Genomic DNA, 19,240 nt, shown 5'->3' on the forward strand with positions numbered 1-19,240 from the left:
TTGCCATTCGGACCGCCTCATTCCGACGGCCATGGATGTCAAAATCGGGTAACGGGTCGCTCCCGATGCCCGGTGGCCAGGCCGCCCTAGGCGAAACCTTCTGCGGGAAGTTGTCTCCCCTACCGGAAATTATCCCGCTGATCTCGGCATTCGGACGAAGCGAACACCGCTATTCGGGTCGGGAAAGTATCTTTCCGGACATGGAGTGACGTGTCGTTCTCCGTCCGTGCCCGGTAGCGGTCGGTATGAGTCGCGTCACCGAGAAGGTATGGACTCGTCTCCGGACCCGTCTGTCCGGTAAGAAGGATCCTTACACCCCTCATCCGGGGCTCAGGGCGCGTTGTGCGGCGCGCCCGCGCGGCTGCCAGACACGGCGGCTGCGGGACCCACCCACCCCTCCTCATCAAGGAGTGGCCACCCTCAAATGAAGAAGACTTAAGGGGTCAACCCAATGGCAGCGGAGATCGTCAATCCTCGCAGCGAGGCCGGTACGGAAGGGGCTCCCGGCGAGCCCTTCGATCCGGCCTTCGCGCTGCACCGCGGCGGCAAGATGGCCATCACGGCCACCGTGCCGCTGCGCGACAAGGACGACCTGTCCCTCGCGTACACGCCCGGCGTCGCCAAGGTGTGCACCGCGATCGCAGAGCAGCCCGAGCTGGTCAACGACTACACCTGGAAGTCCCAGGTCGTCGCGGTCGTGACCGACGGCACGGCGGTGCTCGGACTCGGCGACATCGGCCCGGAGGCCTCGCTTCCGGTCATGGAGGGGAAGGCAATCCTCTTCAAGCAGTTCGGAGGCGTGGACGCGGTGCCGATCGCGCTCGCCACCACCGACACGGACGAGATCGTGGAGACCGTCGTCCGGCTCGCCCCCTCCTTCGGCGGCGTCAACCTGGAGGACATCTCGGCGCCCCGCTGCTTCGAGATCGAGCGCAAGCTCCAGGAGCGCCTGGACATCCCGGTCTTCCACGACGACCAGCACGGCACCGCCATCGTCACCCTCGCCGCCCTCCGCAACGCGGCGAAGCTGACCGGCCGGACCCTCGGCGAGCTGCGCGCGGTCATCTCCGGCGCCGGTGCGGCCGGTGTCGCCATCGCCAAGTTCCTGCTCGAGGCCGGCCTCGGCGACGTCTGCGTGACGGACCGCAAGGGCGTCGTCAGCAGCGACCGCGAGGACCTCACGGACGTCAAGCGGGAGATCGCCGGGCTCACCAACAAGGCCGGTCTCTCGGGCTCCCTGGAGGACGCGCTGGCCGGTGCGGACGTCTTCATCGGCGTCTCCGGCGGCACGGTCCCCGAGGCCGCGGTCGCGTCCATGGCCCCGAACGCCTTCGTGTTCGCCATGGCCAACCCGAACCCCGAGGTGCACCCCGACGTCGCGCACAAGTACGCGGCGGTCGTGGCCACCGGTCGTTCGGACTACCCGAACCAGATCAACAACGTCCTCGCGTTCCCCGGCATCTTCGCCGGCGCGCTCCAGGTCCGGGCCTCCCGGATCACCGAGGGCATGAAGATCGCCGCGGCGAACGCGATCGCCGACGTGGTGGGCGACGCGCTCGCCGCCGACTGCGTGATCCCCTCGCCGTTCGACGAGCGGGTCGCCCCGGCCGTCGCGGCCGCGGTCGCCGCCGCCGCCCGCGCGGAGGGTGTCGCGCGCCGCTGACGCGTCGCCGCGCCGAACGAAGAAGGGCCCCGTACCCCAGGCGTACGGGGCCCTTTCGCATGCCGTGAGGGATGTGCGTCACACCGGTGCGTGGTTCCGTGAGCTCCCCGTCGCGCCCTAGTGTCGGGCCCATGTTCGCCGCCTACGCTGCACGAATCGACCGCGACCAGCCCCTGAACGGCCTCGAACTGGGGGAACGCCCCGAGCCCGAGGTACGACCCGGCTGGACCACCGTGACCGTCAAGGCCGCCTCGCTCAACCACCACGACCTGTGGTCGCTGCGCGGGGTCGGGCTGCCGGAGGAGAAGCTGCCGATGATCCTCGGCTGCGACGCCGCAGGCATCGACGAGCACGGCAACGAGGTGGTCCTGCACTCCGTCATCGGACAGACCGGCCACGGGGTCGGCCCGGACGAGCCGCGCTCGATCCTGACCGAGCGCTACCAGGGCACGTTCGCCGAGCGGGTCACCGTGCCCAGCTGGAACGTGCTGCCCAAGCCGAAGGAGCTCTCCTTCGAGGAGGCCGCCTGTCTGCCGACCGCCTGGCTCACCGCCTACCGGATGCTCTTCACCAACGCCGGTGTACGGCCCGGCGACTCGGTCCTCGTCCAGGGCGCCGGCGGCGGTGTCGCCACGGCCGCCATCGCCCTCGGCAAGGCGGCCGGCCTGCGGGTCTACGCCACCAGCCGGGACGAGGCCAAGCGGAAGCGGGCCATCGAACTCGGCGCCGTCGAGGCCTACGAGCCGGGGGCGCGGCTGCCGCAGCGGGTGGACGCCGTCATCGAGACCGTCGGCGCGGCCACCTGGTCGCACTCGGTCAAGTCGCTGCGCCCGGGCGGCACGCTCGTCATCTCCGGCGCCACCAGCGGCGACCGGCCCTCGCACGCCGAGCTGACCCGGATCTTCTTCCTGGAGCTCAAGGTGGTCGGCTCGACCATGGGCTCCAAGGACGAGCTGGAGGACCTGCTCTCCTTCTGCGCCGCGACGGGCCTGCGCCCGGTGATCGACGAGGTGCTGCCGCTGGACCGGGCGCGCGAGGGCTTCGAGAAGATGGCCTCCGGCGATCTCTTCGGGAAGATCGTCCTGACGACCTCCTGAGTCCCCTCCTGCAGTCCTCTCCCGGAGTCCTGCTCCTGAAGTCCTCCCGAACGACCCCTTGATGACTCGCCGGTAGGGCTGATGGGATCTCCGGCACGAGAAACGTGAACAATGCTCACTTCATCGTGCCGGAGGTCCCCTTGTTGCGAACCACCCTCGTGGCAACCGCCGTTGTCGCCACGCTGCTCGCCCCGACCGCCGCCCATGCCGAGACCGGCCCCCGCGGCGGGGCGGACGGCGATGCGATCCCCGCCCTCACCGACGCCCACGGCCGCGCGCTCACCCTGCGCGGCTGGAACCTCGCGGACAAGTCCCACAGCGGCGACCAGGCCCTGAGCGCCATCACCGAGCGCCACTTCCGCGACATGCGCGCCAAGGGCTTCAACTTCGCCCGCCTGCTGGTCTTCTGGGACGACCTCGAGCCACGGCCCGGTCAGTACAGCGAGAAGTACCTGCGGAAGATCGAACGGGTGCTGGACTGGGCCCGGAAGTACGACGTGAAGGTCGTCCTCGACGCCCACCAGGACGTCTTCGGGCCCGAGTTCGGCTCCCGGGGCATCCCGAAGTGGGCCACCAGGACCGACGGGCTGCCCTTCACCCACCACCCCGACGACTGGTTCTCCGAGTACTTCGAGCCCGCCGTGCAGCGCGCCTTCACCCATCTCTACGAGGACGCCGACCTGCGCAGCGCCCAGGCCCGGATGTGGCGCGTCCTCGCCCAGCGCTTCCGCGACCACCCGGCCGTCCTCGGCTACGACCCCATCAACGAGCCCATGGGCGAGCTGCGGGAGGGCGAGGACCTGGCGACCGCTGCCCGGCGGATCGAGAGCGAGCAGCTGACCCCGATGTACAACCGGATCGCGGACGCGATCCGCTCCGTCGACCGGGACGGCTGGCTGTTCGTCGAGCCGACCCCGATCGTCGGCGAGGGCGTGCCGACCGGGCTCGGGCGGATCGACGACCCGAAGGTGGTGTACGCGCCGCACTTCTACAACGGCGGGATGGAGGCGGGCGGCGACTACGACCCGTCCGCCCGCTGGATCGAGAACTACGAGGCGGCCGTGACCCTGTACCCCAAGGAGTACAAGGTCCCGGTGGTGGTGGGGGAGTGGGGTCCGCTCAACAACTCCCGGCCGAACATGAACCGCTTCTACCGCGAGGCGATGGCCTCCCTCGGCCGCTACAGCTCCGGCTGGTCGGGCTGGGAGTGGTGCTACGGCGGCGGCTACTGCGCGGTGGACGCCACCGGCGCCTTCCGTACGAACAAGGAGCTGACCGCCGAGCCGTACGCGGAGGCCGTCGCCGGCACCGTCCGCTCCTCCGCGTACGACTCCGGCACGGGCGTCTACCGGCTCGCCTATGACTCCACCACCCGCCGCGGCCCCCGGATCACCGAGCTCTCCCTGCCTCCGGGCGCGTGGCGGGTCGCGGTCCGGGGGAGGGCGCTCGTCGTGCGCCGGACCGAGGGTCGCGCCTGGATCCTCGCCGCCCCCGGCGCCCCGGTGACGGTGACGGTCACGCGGGGCTGAGGCCGGGCGTCAGCCCTTCGTGCGCGGGCGCAGCAGGGCGGTGATCTCCGTGGCCGCCGCGGCCAGGCGCAGGCGGGCCTCCGTCAGCTGCTCGCGGCCCAGCCCGTGGTCCCGCGCGGCGTCGCGGACATCGTCCCGGAAGCGGTCGAGGAGCCGGTCGAGCTCGCGGGCCGGGTCACCCCCGGCCTCTATGTCCGCGGCCCAGTCGGACAGCGCGCCGTGCGTCGGGGCCGGCGTGTACTGCGGGGCCAGGCCCGGCTCCCGGGCCTGGCTGTGCTCCGGCGTCAGGTGCTTCGCCGGCAGAGGCTGATCGGGGGGCGAGGGCTGATCGGGGGCCGAGGGCTGCTCCGGGGGCTTCGGGCGGCGGGGCGGCCTGTCGTGGGAGGCGCCCGTCACCAGGTCGCCCAGCTGGGACGTGATGTCCGCGATGCCCTCCCAGACGCCCTTCGGCCACTCGCCGCGCGACACCTGCTCCTGCACCTGCTCCTGGACCTGCCGGGCGATCCGCTGGAACTCCTTGGCCTGGCGCTTGGCCGACTGCGCCTCCGCGCGGGCCTGGCGGGCCTGCTCCCGCCACTCCTGGCGGGCCCTGCGCAGCTCCTCCTTGGCGTCGGCGAAGGACGAGGACTCCGTCGAACGGGAGGCGCTCGCCGCCGCCCGCATCTCGCTGCGCAGCTTGCCGGCCGCGCCGCGGACGTCGTCGCGGATCTCGGCGGCCAGCTCCGAGACGGACTCGCGGATCTCCACCTCCAGATCGGCGAGCTCGCCGCCGCGGCCGGCCAGCTCCGCCCGGCCGGCGTCGGTGATCGAATAGACCTTGCGGCCGCCCTCGGTGGCGTGGGTGACCAGGCCCTCCGCCTCCAGCTTGGCGAGCCGCGGGTAGACCGTGCCCGCCGAGGGCGCGTAGAGCCCCTGGAAGCGCTCCTCAAGGAGGCGGATCACCTCGTACCCGTGGCGGGGGGCCTCGTCGAGCAGCTTGAGCAGATAGAGGCGCAGTCGGCCGTGGGCGAAGACGGGCGGCATGTCAGAGGACCTTTCCGGACTCGGAGGGGGTGGCGGCGGTCCAGCCGTCGCCGTCGGGCTCCGGCTCCGGGCGGCGCAGCAGGGCGATGGAGCCGGAGACCGTGGTGGCCCGGACCGTACCCCGGCCGGAGCCGAGGGTGCCGGTGACGGACTTGGCGCCCCACTGGCCCGCCACCCGCAGGTCCGCGAAGGCGTTGGAGACGCCGCCGCTGGTCGTGCTGGCTTCCACCGTCGCGTCGGCCGGGTGCGGCAGCCGGATGGCGACCTCGCCGGAGACGCTGGTGAGGCGGATGTCGGCGGGCGGCCCCTCCAGGTCCGCGGCCGGGTCGAGGTCGACGACCAGCGCCCCGCTGACCGTGTCCGCCTTCACCGCGGCTCCGGCGCCCTCGATCACGGTGACGTCGCCGGTGACCGAGTTGGCCCGGAGCGCGCCGGTGACGGACTGGGCCTCCAGATTGCCGGAGACGGTCTCGGCGCGGACCGGTCCGGCGAGCTTGACGAGGGTGGTGTCGCCGGTGACCCCGCGGACCTCCGTGCGTCCCCTGATGCCGGAGATCACGGCTTCCGCGCTGACCACCCCGACCTCGACGTCGGCGTCGGCCGGGACGGCGACGGAGACCACGGCCCGGCGCCGGTGGCCCTTGGGGTCGAGCCACTTGAGGAGGCCCTTCCAGTGCAGGTCCTCGTAGCTCACGGTCAGGGTGGAGCCGTCCTGGGTCACGATGAGCGGCGGGCCCTCGATCTCGGAGATCTCCAGGCGGGCGGAACTCTCGGCGGTGCCCACCACGTTGACCGTGCCGCCGACGATGCGGATCCGGAGCCGGCTCACGGGATCGGTCAGCGGGAGCTTCCGCGGCTCTGTGACGGACCACTCTGTCATGGTGCTGGCCTCCCGTGTGGTGGGTGAACGAGATCGCAACATATCGCGACTCTCGATACACACGATATATCGCGGTCTTGGCAAGTCAACCCCGAAGCAACCCGGACGCCCGGCCCGTAGGGGTGATCAATCACCCCCGTACGCGGACAAATTGCCCTAGCGTGGGGCCATGAACGCGACACCGGGATCCCGCCCCGCCGGAGCGCTGCTGCTCTGCCGCGCCGAACCGCCGGCGGTCCGCCCGCCGGCCCGACTGCTGCGGGAGCAGCTGCTCCTCGCGCCCGCGGGACCCGACTGGAGCGTCCTCGTACCGGAGGGGAAGCCGTGGCTCGACGACGGCGAGCCCGTCGAACGGGTCGTCACCGGCTGGGCCACCGCCCTCGCCGTCTCCGCCGCCACCTGGCCCGTCCTGGCCCTGTGGTGGGACGCGGAACGCGCGGGGCTCATCCTCGCCGCGGGATTCCGCAGGACCGTCGGCTACACCTGGCTCGCCGACGGCACCCCGGTCGGCGAGGACGAGGCGATGCGCACCTTCGCCGCCCGCCTCGGCCTCGACCCGGTCCTCGACATCCAGGCCCTCGAACCGCTCGCCAGGCCCGATCCCGACGCCGACGCCCATGCCCGGCTCGTCGGCCTCATCGCCGTCCTCACCCGGGCCGGACTCGCCCTCCCCACCGGGCTCTCACCCGGCGACGGCGCCGACCGGCTGCGGTCCGTCGCCCGCGCCCAGGGCGCCGAACAGCTCGAGGGGTCCGGCTGGCGCGATGCCGTACGGGCCGAGCTCGACGCCGTGGAGGGCGGCCGCCTCGGCCCGTATCTGCGCGGCCCCAGGGCCCGCCTGCTGGGCGCGGCCCAGCTCGCGGCCGGAGTGCCGCTGCTGCTCTGGGGCGCCGGCCGCCGCAGCGGCGGCTGGGTGACCGCCGGCGCGCTCCTGGTCGCCCACGGGGCGCTGGGCCTCGCCTACGACCGGCTGCGCGACGACGCCGCGTAGCACCGGCCCCGGGCCGCGCCCGGAAGGCCCCGCTCAGTCCTCGTCGTCGTCCTCGTCGTCGAGGCGGGCCAGCCAGGTCGCGAGGCGCTCGACGGGCACCTCGAAGTCGGGGTTCAGATCGACGAAGGTCCGCAGCTGCTCGGCGAGCCACTCGAAGGTGACCTCCTCCTCGCCCCGCCGCTTCTCCAGTTCCTCGATGCCTCGGTCGGTGAAGTACATGCGATCAGAATAGGCCGTGGTGGGACGGCCCCACGGCGTCCCCTGTCGCTCCTCCGCGCCACGGACTAGCCTGCTTCATCATCGTTTCGGGGAGCGGGGGCCGCTGTGACGCATGGAATCGCTCGCATTCGACTGGACGACGGCACGCCCGTCTGGGCCCGGATCAGCGCCGCGGAGGAGCTGGACCGGGGCAGCGGCTTCCAGGACACCGGCATCGGGAGCATCGGCGACCGGGTGGTGTCCATGGCCGGGGGCCTCACCGACGTGGTGCGCGGGGTGGTCGGCTCGCTGCGCGCGGGCATCGACCCGCAGTCGCCCGTCGAGGTCGCCGTGAGCTTCGGCATCGAACTCTCCGCGCAGGCCGGCAAGGTGATCGGCGTCCTCGCCGACGGAGGCGGCAAGGCCTCCGTGAACGTCTCCCTCACCTGGACCGAACCGGGCCCGGCCGCCCCGGCCCCGCCGCCCCCCGGCGCGGCGCCCACCGTCCCCGCGCCCCCCGCCTCCCCGGAGAACACCCCCGGCACCGGACCCGTGCCGCCGCCCGCGGCCGATGGCGCCGCATGAGCGCCTTCGACGCTCTCGTGCGCCCCGCGCTCGTACGCATCGCCGCTCCCGGTGGCGGGTATGACCCGCACGGCGACCCGTACTGGGGCACGGGCTTCTTCATCGCCCCCGGCTGGGTGCTGACCTGCGCCCATGTCGTGGCCAAAGGGGGGAGTGCGGTGTGGAGGGATGAGCCGGCCGTCGGCATCAGCTGGGAGGGCGGCGAGACCACCGGTCGCGTCGTGCTGGCCAAGCCGCGCCCCGCCGCGCCCGAAGCACCCCCGACCCGCTGGGACTTCCCCGACCTCGCCCTCGTCCACGTCCCCGACGCGCTGGACGTGGCCTGCGTACGGCTCAGCGAGCGCCCGCCCACCACCCCCACCCCGATCAGCCTGCACGGCTGGTCCCACCAGACCGGCGAGGTCCGCGTCCGGGACGCCGAGGGCGAGGCCCACGCCATCGAGGGCGGGGCCCTGCTGCTGCGCGGCTCCCTCCCCGTGGAGGGCGTCTCCGGCGGCCCGGTCGTCGACCTGCGCAGGGGCGCGGTCATCGGCCTCAACAAGGGCCGCGGTCGCGACGAGGGCGCCGCCGTCCCGCTCACCGCCCTGCGCGAGCTCCACGACGTGCCCGGCGGCGAGGTGCTCCACGAGGTGCTGCGCGCCCACGACCGCCACCACCTCGCCCGCTTCCGCTTCCCGCGCGGCCGCCGCACCTGGACCGCCGCCCAGATGGAGCTCTGGCCCGCCACCGCGCGCGGGGTCAGCCCCGCCCGGCGCGTGCAGCTGTACGGCCGCTTCGCCGAACTCCCGCCGCCCACCGGCCCCGGCGAGGTCATGGCCCTCGTCGACGCGGTCAAGCGCCGCGTGCTGCACCCGGACTACCAGGCCGTCCTGGAGACCGACGCCCGCACCTGGCGCGACGGCGTGGGTCTGCTGCACGAACTCCACGCGCCTCGGCAGGAGAACGCGTCCGGGACGACCGACCTCGGCCTCGACGCCGTCCTGCTCTACACCGCCCGCATCGTCCGGCACCTCACCGAGCGGTACGGGCCGGAGCTCGACGGACTGCCGGGGCTGGTCGACTGGATCGCCGACGAGTCCGGCGGCGCGCACGGCGCCGTCCAGGAGGAGATAGCCGCCCTCCTCGACCCGGAGGCACCCCGCGCGGGCGCCGACCCCGCCCCGCACGCCGAAGCCGCCGACGGCCCGGGCCGCGAGGACCCGGCGGCCCCCGCCGCCCGCCCCGCGCGGGAGTCAGGCGCCCGGGCCGACGTACGCATCGAGGTCGACCCCGTCCCGTACACCAGCCCCCAGCGCTACGCCTGGCGCGTGATGCTGCTCTTCGACGGGCGCACGGTCAGCCCGCTCAGCGGCGACGACAAGGGGACGGCCCGCGACCGGCTCCAGGACACCCTGCGCGCCCCGCTCGTGGACGCCCTGGGCCGCGGCGACAGCGGTGACCACCTCGCCGCCGTCGAAGTGGTGCTGCCCCGCGAGCTGTTCGACCTGCCGCTCGACACCTGGCGGCTCACCCCCGAGGAGGAGCACTTCGGCGAGCGCTCCCTCCCGCTCGGGCAACGGCGGATCGTCGTCATCCGCGACCGCCAGCGCAGTCACCACCCGCCCTCGCCCGAGTGGCGGCGGCGCTGGCGCGGCAGCGAGGGCGGCCCGCTGCGGGCCGTGCCCCTGCGCTCCGAGGTCCTCGCCGCCGGCGCCGAGGCGCACGCCGCGCACGCCCCGCACATCCGCAAGGAGAGCCGGCTGGGCGCGTACGAGCGGCTCGGCGGGGTCGGCGACGGCAGCGTCCCGGTCTACTGCGGCCCGGTCGGAGGCGGCGACGGGCACCGCGCGATGGACGTGGCGCTCGCCGCCGGGCACCCCATCGCCCTGTGGCGGCACGGGGCGGGCGACCACGGCGACTGCGCCGAGTTCCACCACGAGGTCGGCAAGCTCCTCGCCGGCGCCGGCTCCGCCGAGGGCCTGCACCAGCCGGTCCGCACCCTGCGGATGAGGGTCGCCGACGCGGAGGCCGACCCGACCGAACGCGCCGAGCACGCCTGGGCCGAGGACCTGGCCGTCCTCTACGACCCGCCGGACCGGCCGCCCTTCGACGACCTCCTCCAGGGGCCGCCGCTGCTCGGGGAGGGCGACCGGTGAGCCCGGCCGCGCGCCGGACGGGGTCGACTCGCCCGCAACCGGACCGGTTTGAGCATCGGCAGGCGGCACGGTCGAGCGGTACCGTCGACGGGGCCGGCGTCACCACCACAGCCAGGAGGAGTCAGGCGTGAACGATTGGCGGATCTACCGTGGTGCCGGCCACCCGCACGACGAGATACGGCGGCTGCCCGCCCCGCCGCCCTGGCGCGACTTCTCCGCGGGAGGGGCCGACGACACCCTGGCCGGCTCCGACCGGCGGCTCGGCGTGCGCCGCAGGCTCGTGCAGAACCACCACCCCAGGCCCGAGGAGACCGACGCCGTCAACGCGGCCCTCTACCTGCGCCGACCGCTGCTGGTCACCGGCAACCCCGGCACCGGCAAGTCGACCCTCGCCCACGCCGTCGCCCACGAGCTCGGGCTCGGCCGGGTGCTGCGCTGGCCCATCGTCAGCCGCTCCACCCTCCAGGACGGGCTCTACCGCTACGACGCCATCGGCCGCCTCCAGGACGTCCAACTGGAACGCGCCCGCGCGGACGCCGCGGCGAGCGCCGCGAGCCCGGCCGGCATCGGCTCCTACCTCAGGCTCGGCCCGCTCGGCACCGCCCTGCTCCCCTCCGAGCTGCCCCGCGTGCTGCTCATCGACGAGCTCGACAAGAGCGACCTCGACCTGCCCAACGACCTCCTGAACGCCCTGGAGGAGGGCGAGTTCGCCATCCCCGAGCTGGAGCGGCTCGCCGACCGCGAGCCGGTCGTGGAAGTGCTCACCGACGACGGGCGCAAGGTGCCCGTGCAGGGAGGGCGGATCCGCTGCACCACCTTCCCGTTCATCGTCCTCACCTCCAACGGCGAACGGGACTTCCCCGCCGCCCTGCTGCGCCGCTGCATCCGCCTGGAGCTGGAGGCCCCCGGCGAGGAGCAGCTCGGCGCCATGATCGAGGCCCATCTCGGCGCGGACGCCGCCGCGGCCGAACCGGGCCTCGTCGACCGCTTCCTCAACCGGGAGCCCGGCGAGGTGATCGCCACCGACCAGCTGCTCAACGCCCTCTACCTGACCCAGCACGCCCCCCGCACCGAGCGGGTGACCCGGGAACGCATCGCGGACATGCTCATGCAGCCGCTCGATCAGCCGAGGTGATGGCCGGATGCACCGGACGGACCGGATGCACCTGGAAGAACTCACCCGCAGAATGCGGGCCGGCGGCCAGGACCCGACCGCCGAGGAGGTGGCGGACGCCCTCTGGCTCGCCCAGTGGCTGCCGCGCGCCGATCCGGACGAGCGGTCGGGGGACCGGACGCCGGGCTCCGCGCTGCCCGGAGGCCCTGACGACCCCGAACACTCCGAGGACCGCACTGATTCGGCCATAGGCGACGCCGGCACCGAGACCCCGGGAACCTCGTCCGTCCCCACCGACCCACCGGCCCGCCCGACCGAGACCGTCGACCTGCACATGCGGTACGACCCCGCGGGCGCCGGAGCGGACGGCGGCTCCGGCGGCTCGGGCGGGACCGCCGTGCGCCCCGGCGCCGCCCTGCCCGTGCGCGCCCCCGGCGCCAACGCCCTGCCCGGTCTCCTCGGCCTGCAGAAGGCGCTGCGCCCGCTGCGGCACTACGCCGGACTCTTCCCGAGCCGCCCGGGCGAGGGACGGCTCGACGAGGAGGCCACCGCCGAGCACAGCGCCGCCGCCGGCATCCTCACCCCCGTCCTGCGCCCCGCCGCGAACCTGCGCCCCGACATCCAGCTCCTCATGGACACGGGCCCCGCCATGGTCGTGTGGACCCGGATGGTCGAGGAGCTGCGCCAGGCCTGCCAGCAGTCCGGCGCCTTCCGCGACGTCCAGGTGCACCGCCTCTACGACACCGGCGAGGGCCCCCCGCTCGTCACCACCACCTCGGACCCCGACGGACATCCGCGGCTGCGCCCCGGCGACCAGCTCCACGACCCCACCGGCCGCCGCCTCACCCTCATCGTCAGCGACTGCGTCGGCCCCCTCTGGCAGCGCGGCGCCGCCCAGCGGCTCATCCACCAGTGGCCCCGCCAGTCCCCGCTCGCCCTCGTGCAGCCGCTGCCGCCCCGCCTCTGGTCGCGCACCGCCCTGCCCGTCGAACCCGGCGCCCTGGTGCGGCCCGCCGCCCCCGGCGGGCAGCCGCGCTTCGAGCCCGACGAGGCCCCCTGGGAGCCCGTCGCCGCCGACCTGCGGGCGGTGCCCGTGCTCACCCCCACCCCCGAGGCCTTCGCCTCCTGGGCCCGGCTGCTCACCGGCCACGGCGGGGGAGCGGTCCGCGGCTGGGCCGCCCGGATCGGCGCCGAGCACACGCGCCCCCCGGCCGCCGGCGCCGCCCGGAGCACCCGGCGCGGCGACGACGAGCTGCTGCGCGCCTTCCGCGCCGGAGCCTCCCCGGGCGCGCTACGGCTCGCGGTCCACCTCGCCGCCGCGCCCCTCGCCCTGCCCGTGATGCAGCTGGTGCAGCGCGCGATGCTCCCCGACACCGGCCCCATGGAGCTCGCGGAAGTCCTGCTCAGCGGCCTGTTACGGCGGCTGCCCGGGCCCACCCCGTACCCGTGCTTCAGCTACCCCCGCGCCGTCCAGGAGCATCTGCTCGGCTCGCTCGACCGGGGGGCCGCCGCGCTCGTCCTCAAGCACGTCTCCGAGTTCGTCGAGCGCAACTTCGGCCAGGGCATGCGCAACTTCCCCGCCCTCGCCGCCGCCCGGCTCGCCGGACACGGCACCGAGGAGGAGCCCGCCACGGCCGGGCCGCGGGAGGACGCCGAGGAACCGGCCGCCGCGGAGACCGAGCTCTTCGCCCGCATCCCCGCGCGCGTGCTGCGCTTCTACCAGCCCGACCTCGTCACGCCCGACCCGCTCACCGCCGCCCGCCTGCGCCTCGCGCAGTGGCGCGAGCAGTCGGACCCCGCGCTGCTCGCCGAGGTCCTCGCCCTCGTCGAGGCGGCCCTGACCCCCGCCGACGAGGACCCGTCGGACCACTCGCCGCAGGAGGACACCGCGGGCGCCCTCCTCGTCCTGGGCCAGGCCCTGTACGCACAGGCCGGCACCGCCGCCGTACGGGACGCGGGGCAGCGCCAGGAGCTGCTCACCCGGGCCGTCGCCGAGCTCGTACGGGCCGGGGAGCTGGCCCCGCCGGGTGCCGCCGCCTGGGCCGAGGCCCGCCTCGAACAGGCCGCCGCCCACCACGCCCTGTGGCGGCACACCGGGGAGACCGCCCACCTGGACGCGGCCCTCGCCGTGCTCGCCACCCCGACGGAGCCCGGCGCCTCCGCGTCCGCCGCCTCCGATGTGACCGGCTGGCCGGACAGCCACCACTCCGCCCTGCTGGTCCGCAGGGGACGGCTGCTGCTCGCCCGCGGCGAAGGCGCCGCCGCCGCGGCCGCGTTCACCGCCGCGCTGGCCCTCGGCGAGAGCGGGCCCGTCCTGCTCGACCTCGTCGACGCCCTCCACCTCACCGCCGCCGACCCGCAGGAGACCGCCGCCGCGCTCGACCGGGCAGAGCCGCTGCTCGGCGACTCCACCGCGCTCCGGCTGCGCTGGACCACCGCCAAGGCCCGGCTCCACGACTCCACCGGCGACGGGCCCGCCGCCGACCAGGCGTACGAACAGGCCACCCTGCTCACCCCCGCCGAGGGCGAGCAGCGCGGCCGGCTCCTCATGACCTGGGGCGAGTCCCTGATGCGCCGCGCCGCCGCGGGGACCGGCACCGCACCCGTCGACCGCGCCGAGTCCGTCCTGCGCGAGGCGCTCACCTGCCTGCCCGCCGACGCCCCGGCCCGCTCCCTGGCACGGATCCTGATCGGCAGCGTCCTGGCCCTGCGCTTCGAGCGGGCCGGCTTCCTGCCCGACCTCTTCGAGAGCCGGCACCTCCTCGACCAGGCCGTCCGCACCGCGCGCGAGCCCGGGGCCCGCGCCGAGGTGTGGCTGCAACTGGGATGGGTGCGGCTGCAGTTGAGCGAGGCCTCCAGGGACGGCCGGCTCGCCGACGCGCTCACCGCCTACCAGCACGCCGCCGAGGACGCCCGCACCGCCCACGGCGAGCTCCCGGGCACCGTCACCGCGGCCCGCGCGCTGCACTCCCAGGGCGCCGTCCTGTTCCTGATGGGCCGGCTCGGCCGCGCCGGCACCGTGCTGCGCTCCGCCGTCGAGCAGTGGCGCCGGCTCGACGCGGCGCTGATCCCCCTGGACTGGGCGGACGTCGAACGCACCCGCACCCTCCTCGCGGAGACCACCGCCACCCCCCGGCCCCAGCCGGACCGCCTCTCCCGCGAGCAGCGCCGCCGGATCGCGCCGCCGTGGTGGGCCTGGCGGGGGACGGGGACGTAGCCGCGGGGCCGGCGGAAGCGGCGACAGCGGAACGGCTGGATAACGGGGGCGTGAATGGGCGCAGTTGAGTCGAACGGGTTTCTGGGTTCTGCGCGTCGGGAAGAACCGCTCCGCCGCTACGACCGTGGGGGACAAGGGTCGGTGAGGAGGAGCCGAGGGTGTTGGAGCACACGCAGTGGCAGACCGGCGTCTGCCGGGAGGCCGGATCGCCGCCCGCACCCCCGCCCGACCTGGCCGCCGTCGATCTGCGCACCCTGTGGGTCCTCGACCACCCCGCGGTGGTGGCCGAGGCCGAGCGGATCCTCGGCCGGCCCCTGGAGCTCGGCGAGTCCTGGGTCAGTGAGGGCAACCCCTGACGAGCCGCGCCCCCACCGGCGCGTTCCGGCCAGTTTCCCGGACCGGCAGCCCCCCGCCGGAAAGGGCGCGCGGTGACGACCGCCCCTCTGACCGAGGCCGAGTTCGGCGAACTGGCCAGGACGGGCCCCGCCGTCGTCGGCATGTCCGCGCTCCGGGCCGGGCTGCGCGGGCGCCGGCTGCTGCTGCTCAAGGCGCTGCTCATCCGCGTGCAGCGCGAGCGTGACCAGATCGATCCGGCCGTGGTGCACCGCTTCGAGGACGCCTGGCGGCTGCTCGAACGCGCCGAGCGCGCCCACCCCGTGGTGGTGCGCGACGTCCTCGACTACCCCACGACCGGCTCCTGGCTGGCCGCCGCCCTCGGGGCCGGACCGGGCGCCGAGCTGGGGCAGCGCCTCGCCCGCTTCGAGTCCATCGCCGTCACCGCCGCCCTCCGGGCCGGCTGCCCCCTCGACATCGGCGTCGCCGCCCCCCAGGGCGTCCTCTCGCTGGCCGGAGTCGGCCACTTCCGCGTCGGCGCCGAACGGATCCGGATCCGGGCCCGGGGCCGGGTGGCGCGCATCGCCCCCGAGGGCGCGCGCACCGCCCACGGCGTGCTCGTCCTCGCCCACCCCGGCACCGGCCGGCTCACCGGTCTCGGCCCCGCCTGGAGCGCCCTCCGGGCGCTGCCCGGCGCCACCGCCCTGCTCGACGACCTCGACCCCTACCGGGTGCCGCCCGGCGGGGTCGGCGCCCCGCCCAGGACCGCCACCGACCGCGCCGCCACCGACGACCGGACCTGGACCCGCCGCTGGCGCGAGGCCCAGCGGCTGCTCGACCGGGTCGACCCGGTCCGCTCCGCCGAGGTCCGGCGCACCGTGCGCGCGGTCGTCCCGCTCAGCGCCGGCGGGCCGCCCGCGGTGCCCATGAGCGCCACCCTGCGGGCCGCCCCCGGCGCCGTCCTCGCCTCCCTGCCGTCGAGCCCGCGGACCATGGCCGAGACCCTCGTCCACGAGGTCCACCACAGCAAACTGGCCGCCCTGCACGAGCTCGTACCGCTGCACCGGGCGGGCCGGACCTCCGTGCACCGGGTGGGCTGGCGGTCGGACCCCCGCCCCATCGCCGGGGTCCTGCAGGGGGCGTACGCCCATCTCGCCCTCACCGACCTGTGGTGGCGCGCGGTGGTGGCCGACGGCGCGCCGCCGGGGTGGCGGACGCGCGCGGAACAGCGGTTCGAGCGCTTCCACGTTCAGGTGGGCGGAGCGCTCGAGATCCTGCTTGAATCCGATGAACTGACCATCGCAGGAAGGGAGTTCGCGAACCAAATGCGGAGGCACCATGCGAGCCTCGGCGGGGTCCGCGGACCCCTCGGGTGACACTGTGTCGCAGTACGACGACAGAACGTGGCGCGTGAGCGGATAGGGAGACGCGATGACGGAACAAGGGCGGACGGGCGCCGCGGCGGCGCCGGAACATGTCCTGGTGGTCTTTCCGGGCTATCACCGCCCCTGGGCCGCCTGGATCGCACAGCGACTCGACCTCCAGGGCATCCGGAACACCCTGCTGCGCTGGGACCCGCCCCGCGAGGTCCCCCTGGAGGACTCCCTCGGCGACCTGCTGCTCGCCCGGGGCCAGGTCCTCCTCGTCCTCAACGACTGGTTCTTCGAGCTCGGCCCGCGCCCCGCCGGCGAATGGAACGACGTCCTGCGCGGCTTCGTCGCCGCCCACGCCGACCGCTTCGCCGCCGTCAACCTCACCAACCGGCCCCTGCTGCCGGCCACCGCCGTCCTCGAACCCGTCAGCCTGTGGGGCGTCGGCGAGGAGGAGGCCGAGGCCCGGCTGCTCAGCCGGCTCGGCATCGAGCAACGCCGCTCGGCCTCCCGCCGCGTGCAGCCCTCCGCCCTGGTCCGCTACCCCGACACACCGCCCGAGATCTGGGGCGACGTGCCCCGCCGGAACCCCCGGTTCACCGGCCGGGACGACCTCCTCACCGAGCTGCAGCAGCGGCTCATGGACGCCGAGCGCGGCAACGCCGCCTGCACCCTCCTCGGCATGTCCGGCATCGGCAAGACCCAGATCGCCGCCGAGTACGCCCACCGCTTCAGCCCCGAGTACGACGTCGTCTGGTGGGTCAGCTCCGACGACCGCAACGTCCAGCGCGACCGCTTCGGCGAACTCGCCGCCGTCCTCGGCCTGCCCGCGGGCAACGAGCCCGGCGAACGCATCCGCGCCGTCCGCGAGGCGCTGCGCCGCGGCGACCCGCACGGCAAGTGGCTCGTGGTCTTCGACGGCTGGGACGACACCAAGGACGCCGAGGTCATGCTGCCGCACGGCCCCGGCCACGTCCTCATCACCTCGCGCAACCGCGGCTGGGGTGACCACACCGACATCCTCCAGATCCCCAGCTTCGACCGGGCCGAGTCCACCGGCTATCTGATGCGCCGCGCCCCGCACGTCACCGCGCCCGAGGCCGACGAGGTCGCCGCCGAGTTCGGCGACGTCCCCCTGCCGCTCGTCCAGGCCGCCGCCTGGCTCGGCGAGTCCGGCATGGAGGTCCCCGAGTACCTGCGCATGGTCCGCGAGGGCCGGCTCTCCACCGTCGACGAGCCCGCCGCCGTCGACGGCTTCCCGCACGCCTCCCTCACCTCCTGGTCGATACTGATCAACCGGCTCCGACGCTCCCAGCCGCAGGCCGTCGAGATCCTCAGCCTGTGCGCCTCCTTCGCCCCCGGCCGCATCCCCCTCGGCATCGTCCGCGCCTATCCACAGGCCGAACTCCCCGAGGACCTGCGCTGGATGACCACGGACCTGCCCTCCTGGAGCCGGGCCCTGGACACCCTGGTCAACTTCTCCGTCCTCACCCGTGACGCCCGCGGGCCCGCCAACGAACTGGGCCCGCACCAGGAGTCCGTGCACATGCACCGGCTCGTCCACGACATCGTGTCCCGGCTCACCGACGGCCCGCACCGTGCCGCCCACCGCAAGGCCATCCGCACCCTGCTCGCCGAGGCCGACCCCGGCAACCCCATGGACAGCCGGCACTGGCCCCGCTACGCCGAACTCCTGCCCCACCTGGAACCCTCCGGCGCCCTCGAAAGCCGCAACCCGCGCGTGCAGACCGCGGTGCTCAACTGTCTGCGCTACTGCTACCGCAGCGGCGAGTACACCGCCGGCGCCCGGCTCGCCGAGAAGATCCGCGCCCGCTGGAGCGAGTTCATGCACCCGCTCGCCCAGCCCATGCTCGACCTGACCACCCAGGAGGGCAACGTCCTGCGGTCCAGCGGCCGGTTCCGCGAAGCGCACCAGCTGGACCACGCCCTGCGGGAACGCCTCACCCAGGCCACCCCCGTCAACGAGCTCGGCGTCATGCTCTGCGGCGGAGCCATCGCCAGCGACCTGCGCCACCTCGGCCAGTACGGCGAGGCGGAGACCCTCCAGCGCGAAGTCCTCGACGAGGCCCGGCGGCTGCTCGGCGACACCGAGTTCGTCACCCTCGTCGCCCGCTTCAACCTCGGCCTCGGACTCCGCCTCCTGGGCCGCTACCAGGAGGCGTACGACTACGACGTCGAGACCCTCGCCATCCGCGAGACCGTCCTGCGCCTGCGCCACGCCAACACCCTCAACTCGGGCATCGCCCTCGCCCAGGACCTGCGCCTCCTCGGCCGCTACCGGGACGCCCTGGCCCGGCAGGAGGCCAACCTGAAGATGCACGTCCAGGTGCTCGGGCCGCTGCACCCGCAGACGCTCAAGGCCCGCGCCCAGCTCACCCTCTGCCGGCGCCGGGAGGGCGGCTTCCAGCGGGACATCGGCGCCATGATGGCCACCGTCCTCGACCAGCTGGAACAGGTCCACGGCCGGGGCCACTACGTCACGCTCGCCTTCATCAACGACTACGGCAGCTTCCTGCGCGAGCACGGCGATCTCGCCCAGGCCAGGGACCTCATCAACGAGGCCGAGGCCGGCTACCGCTCGCTCCTGGGGCCCGCCCACCCCTTCGCCACCGGCATGCTGTGCAGCACCGGGCTCGTCATGCAGGCCGCCGGAGAGCGCGCCGACGCGCTCGCCATGCTGGAGGCCTCGCTCGCCGGACTGACCGCCTCCCTCGGCCCCGACCACCCGTGGGTCCTCGGCTGCGCCCTCAACGCCGGCGCCGCCCGCAACTTCAACGGCCGGGTCGCCGACGCCGCCGACCTCAGCCGCGAGACCCTCGGCCGGGCCCGGCGCACCCTCGGCAACGAGCACCCGCTCACCCTCTCCTGCCAGATCGCGCTCGCCACCGACCTGCGGGGCCTGCGCGAGACCGAGGAGGCCGGGAAGCTGGAGGAGGACGCCCTGCTCACGCTCACCCGCACCCTCGGCGCGCAGCACCCCCACACCCTGTCGGCCCGTCAGCGCAGCCGCCCGTACTGGGACTTCGAGGCCTTCCTCTGATTCGCCGTCCGAACGCCGGAGGCCCGGCACCCCCTCAGGGGTGC

General features: G+C 74.5%; 14 protein-coding genes. 11 read left to right on the forward strand and 3 right to left on the reverse strand.

Features of this window, described 5'->3' with window-relative positions:
• Positions 1 to 451 precede the first annotated feature (451 nt).
• From ACH414_RS08560 to ACH414_RS08570, 3 genes are all read left to right on the forward strand, one after another.
• Positions 452 to 1,663: an NADP-dependent malic enzyme gene (locus ACH414_RS08560; RefSeq protein ID WP_386565892.1), complete on the forward strand. Its 1,212-nt coding sequence runs from the start codon at positions 452 to 454 to the stop codon at positions 1,661 to 1,663.
• Positions 1,664 to 1,794: 131 nt separating this feature from the next.
• Positions 1,795 to 2,760, forward strand: coding sequence for a zinc-binding dehydrogenase (locus ACH414_RS08565; protein WP_382537603.1), 966 nt, complete (start codon positions 1,795 to 1,797; stop codon positions 2,758 to 2,760).
• Positions 2,761 to 2,900: 140 nt separating this feature from the next.
• On the forward strand, positions 2,901 to 4,289 hold the full coding sequence (locus ACH414_RS08570) for a cellulase family glycosylhydrolase (protein ID WP_386565891.1): 1,389 nt from the start codon (positions 2,901 to 2,903) through the stop codon (positions 4,287 to 4,289).
• 9 nt (positions 4,290 to 4,298) lie between these two features.
• Here the strand turns inward: ACH414_RS08570 and ACH414_RS08575 are convergent, their stop codons facing one another.
• Together ACH414_RS08575 and ACH414_RS08580 are read right to left on the reverse strand one after the other, a co-directional pair.
• Complete coding sequence (locus ACH414_RS08575; RefSeq protein ID WP_398941259.1) at positions 4,299 to 5,312, reverse strand: PadR family transcriptional regulator; 1,014 nt, start codon at positions 5,310 to 5,312, stop codon at positions 4,299 to 4,301.
• Position 5,313: 1 nt separating this feature from the next.
• The gene (locus tag ACH414_RS08580; RefSeq protein ID WP_382537611.1) at positions 5,314 to 6,192 is read right to left on the reverse strand and encodes a DUF4097 domain-containing protein; all 879 of its coding nucleotides are present in this window, start codon (positions 6,190 to 6,192) and stop codon (positions 5,314 to 5,316) included.
• 169 nt (positions 6,193 to 6,361) lie between these two features.
• On the opposite strand from ACH414_RS08580, the gene ACH414_RS08585 reads away from it, so the two are divergent.
• Positions 6,362 to 7,183, forward strand: coding sequence for a hypothetical protein (locus ACH414_RS08585; protein ID WP_386565888.1), 822 nt, complete (start codon positions 6,362 to 6,364; stop codon positions 7,181 to 7,183).
• A 33-nt stretch (positions 7,184 to 7,216) separates the two neighbouring features.
• On the opposite strand, the gene ACH414_RS08590 is transcribed toward ACH414_RS08585, so the two are convergent.
• Positions 7,217 to 7,402, reverse strand: a complete 186-nt coding sequence (locus ACH414_RS08590) for a DUF6104 family protein (RefSeq protein WP_046907272.1) — start codon at positions 7,400 to 7,402, stop codon at positions 7,217 to 7,219.
• A gap of 105 nt (positions 7,403 to 7,507) precedes the next feature.
• On the opposite strand from ACH414_RS08590, the gene ACH414_RS08595 reads away from it, so the two are divergent.
• The 7 genes from ACH414_RS08595 to fxsT all read left to right on the forward strand — a co-directional run bounded on the left by ACH414_RS08595 (position 7,508) and on the right by fxsT (position 19,196).
• The gene (locus tag ACH414_RS08595) at positions 7,508 to 7,966 is read left to right on the forward strand and encodes a CU044_2847 family protein (protein WP_382537617.1); all 459 of its coding nucleotides are present in this window, start codon (positions 7,508 to 7,510) and stop codon (positions 7,964 to 7,966) included.
• Positions 7,963 to 10,101 carry a trypsin-like peptidase domain-containing protein gene (locus ACH414_RS08600; RefSeq protein ID WP_398941264.1) on the forward strand — a complete coding sequence of 713 codons (2,139 nt, stop codon included), beginning with the start codon at positions 7,963 to 7,965 and terminating at the stop codon, positions 10,099 to 10,101. Before ACH414_RS08595 ends, ACH414_RS08600 begins: the two co-directional genes overlap by 4 nt.
• A 127-nt stretch (positions 10,102 to 10,228) precedes the next feature.
• Positions 10,229 to 11,236, forward strand: a complete 1,008-nt coding sequence (locus ACH414_RS08605) for an AAA family ATPase (protein ID WP_382537622.1) — start codon at positions 10,229 to 10,231, stop codon at positions 11,234 to 11,236.
• A 7-nt stretch (positions 11,237 to 11,243) separates the two neighbouring features.
• Positions 11,244 to 14,432 (forward strand): SAV_2336 N-terminal domain-related protein, encoded by a 3,189-nt coding sequence (locus ACH414_RS08610; protein WP_398941266.1) that lies wholly within the window; start codon positions 11,244 to 11,246, stop codon positions 14,430 to 14,432.
• 158 nt (positions 14,433 to 14,590) lie between these two features.
• On the forward strand, positions 14,591 to 14,788 hold the full coding sequence (locus ACH414_RS08615) for a hypothetical protein (RefSeq protein ID WP_382537627.1): 198 nt from the start codon (positions 14,591 to 14,593) through the stop codon (positions 14,786 to 14,788).
• 72 nt (positions 14,789 to 14,860) lie between these two features.
• Complete coding sequence (locus tag ACH414_RS08620; RefSeq protein ID WP_398941267.1) at positions 14,861 to 16,141, forward strand: aKG-HExxH-type peptide beta-hydroxylase; 1,281 nt, start codon at positions 14,861 to 14,863, stop codon at positions 16,139 to 16,141.
• A gap of 55 nt (positions 16,142 to 16,196) precedes the next feature.
• A complete protein-coding gene (gene fxsT / locus ACH414_RS08625) occupies positions 16,197 to 19,196 on the forward strand; it encodes an FxSxx-COOH system tetratricopeptide repeat protein (protein WP_382537632.1) in 3,000 nt (999 codons plus the stop codon).
• The last annotated feature ends 44 nt before the right edge of the window (positions 19,197 to 19,240 follow it).

Source organism: Streptomyces sp. NPDC020422 (genome assembly GCF_044386705.1).
In the GTDB taxonomy this organism is placed as follows: domain Bacteria; phylum Actinomycetota; class Actinomycetes; order Streptomycetales; family Streptomycetaceae; genus Streptomyces.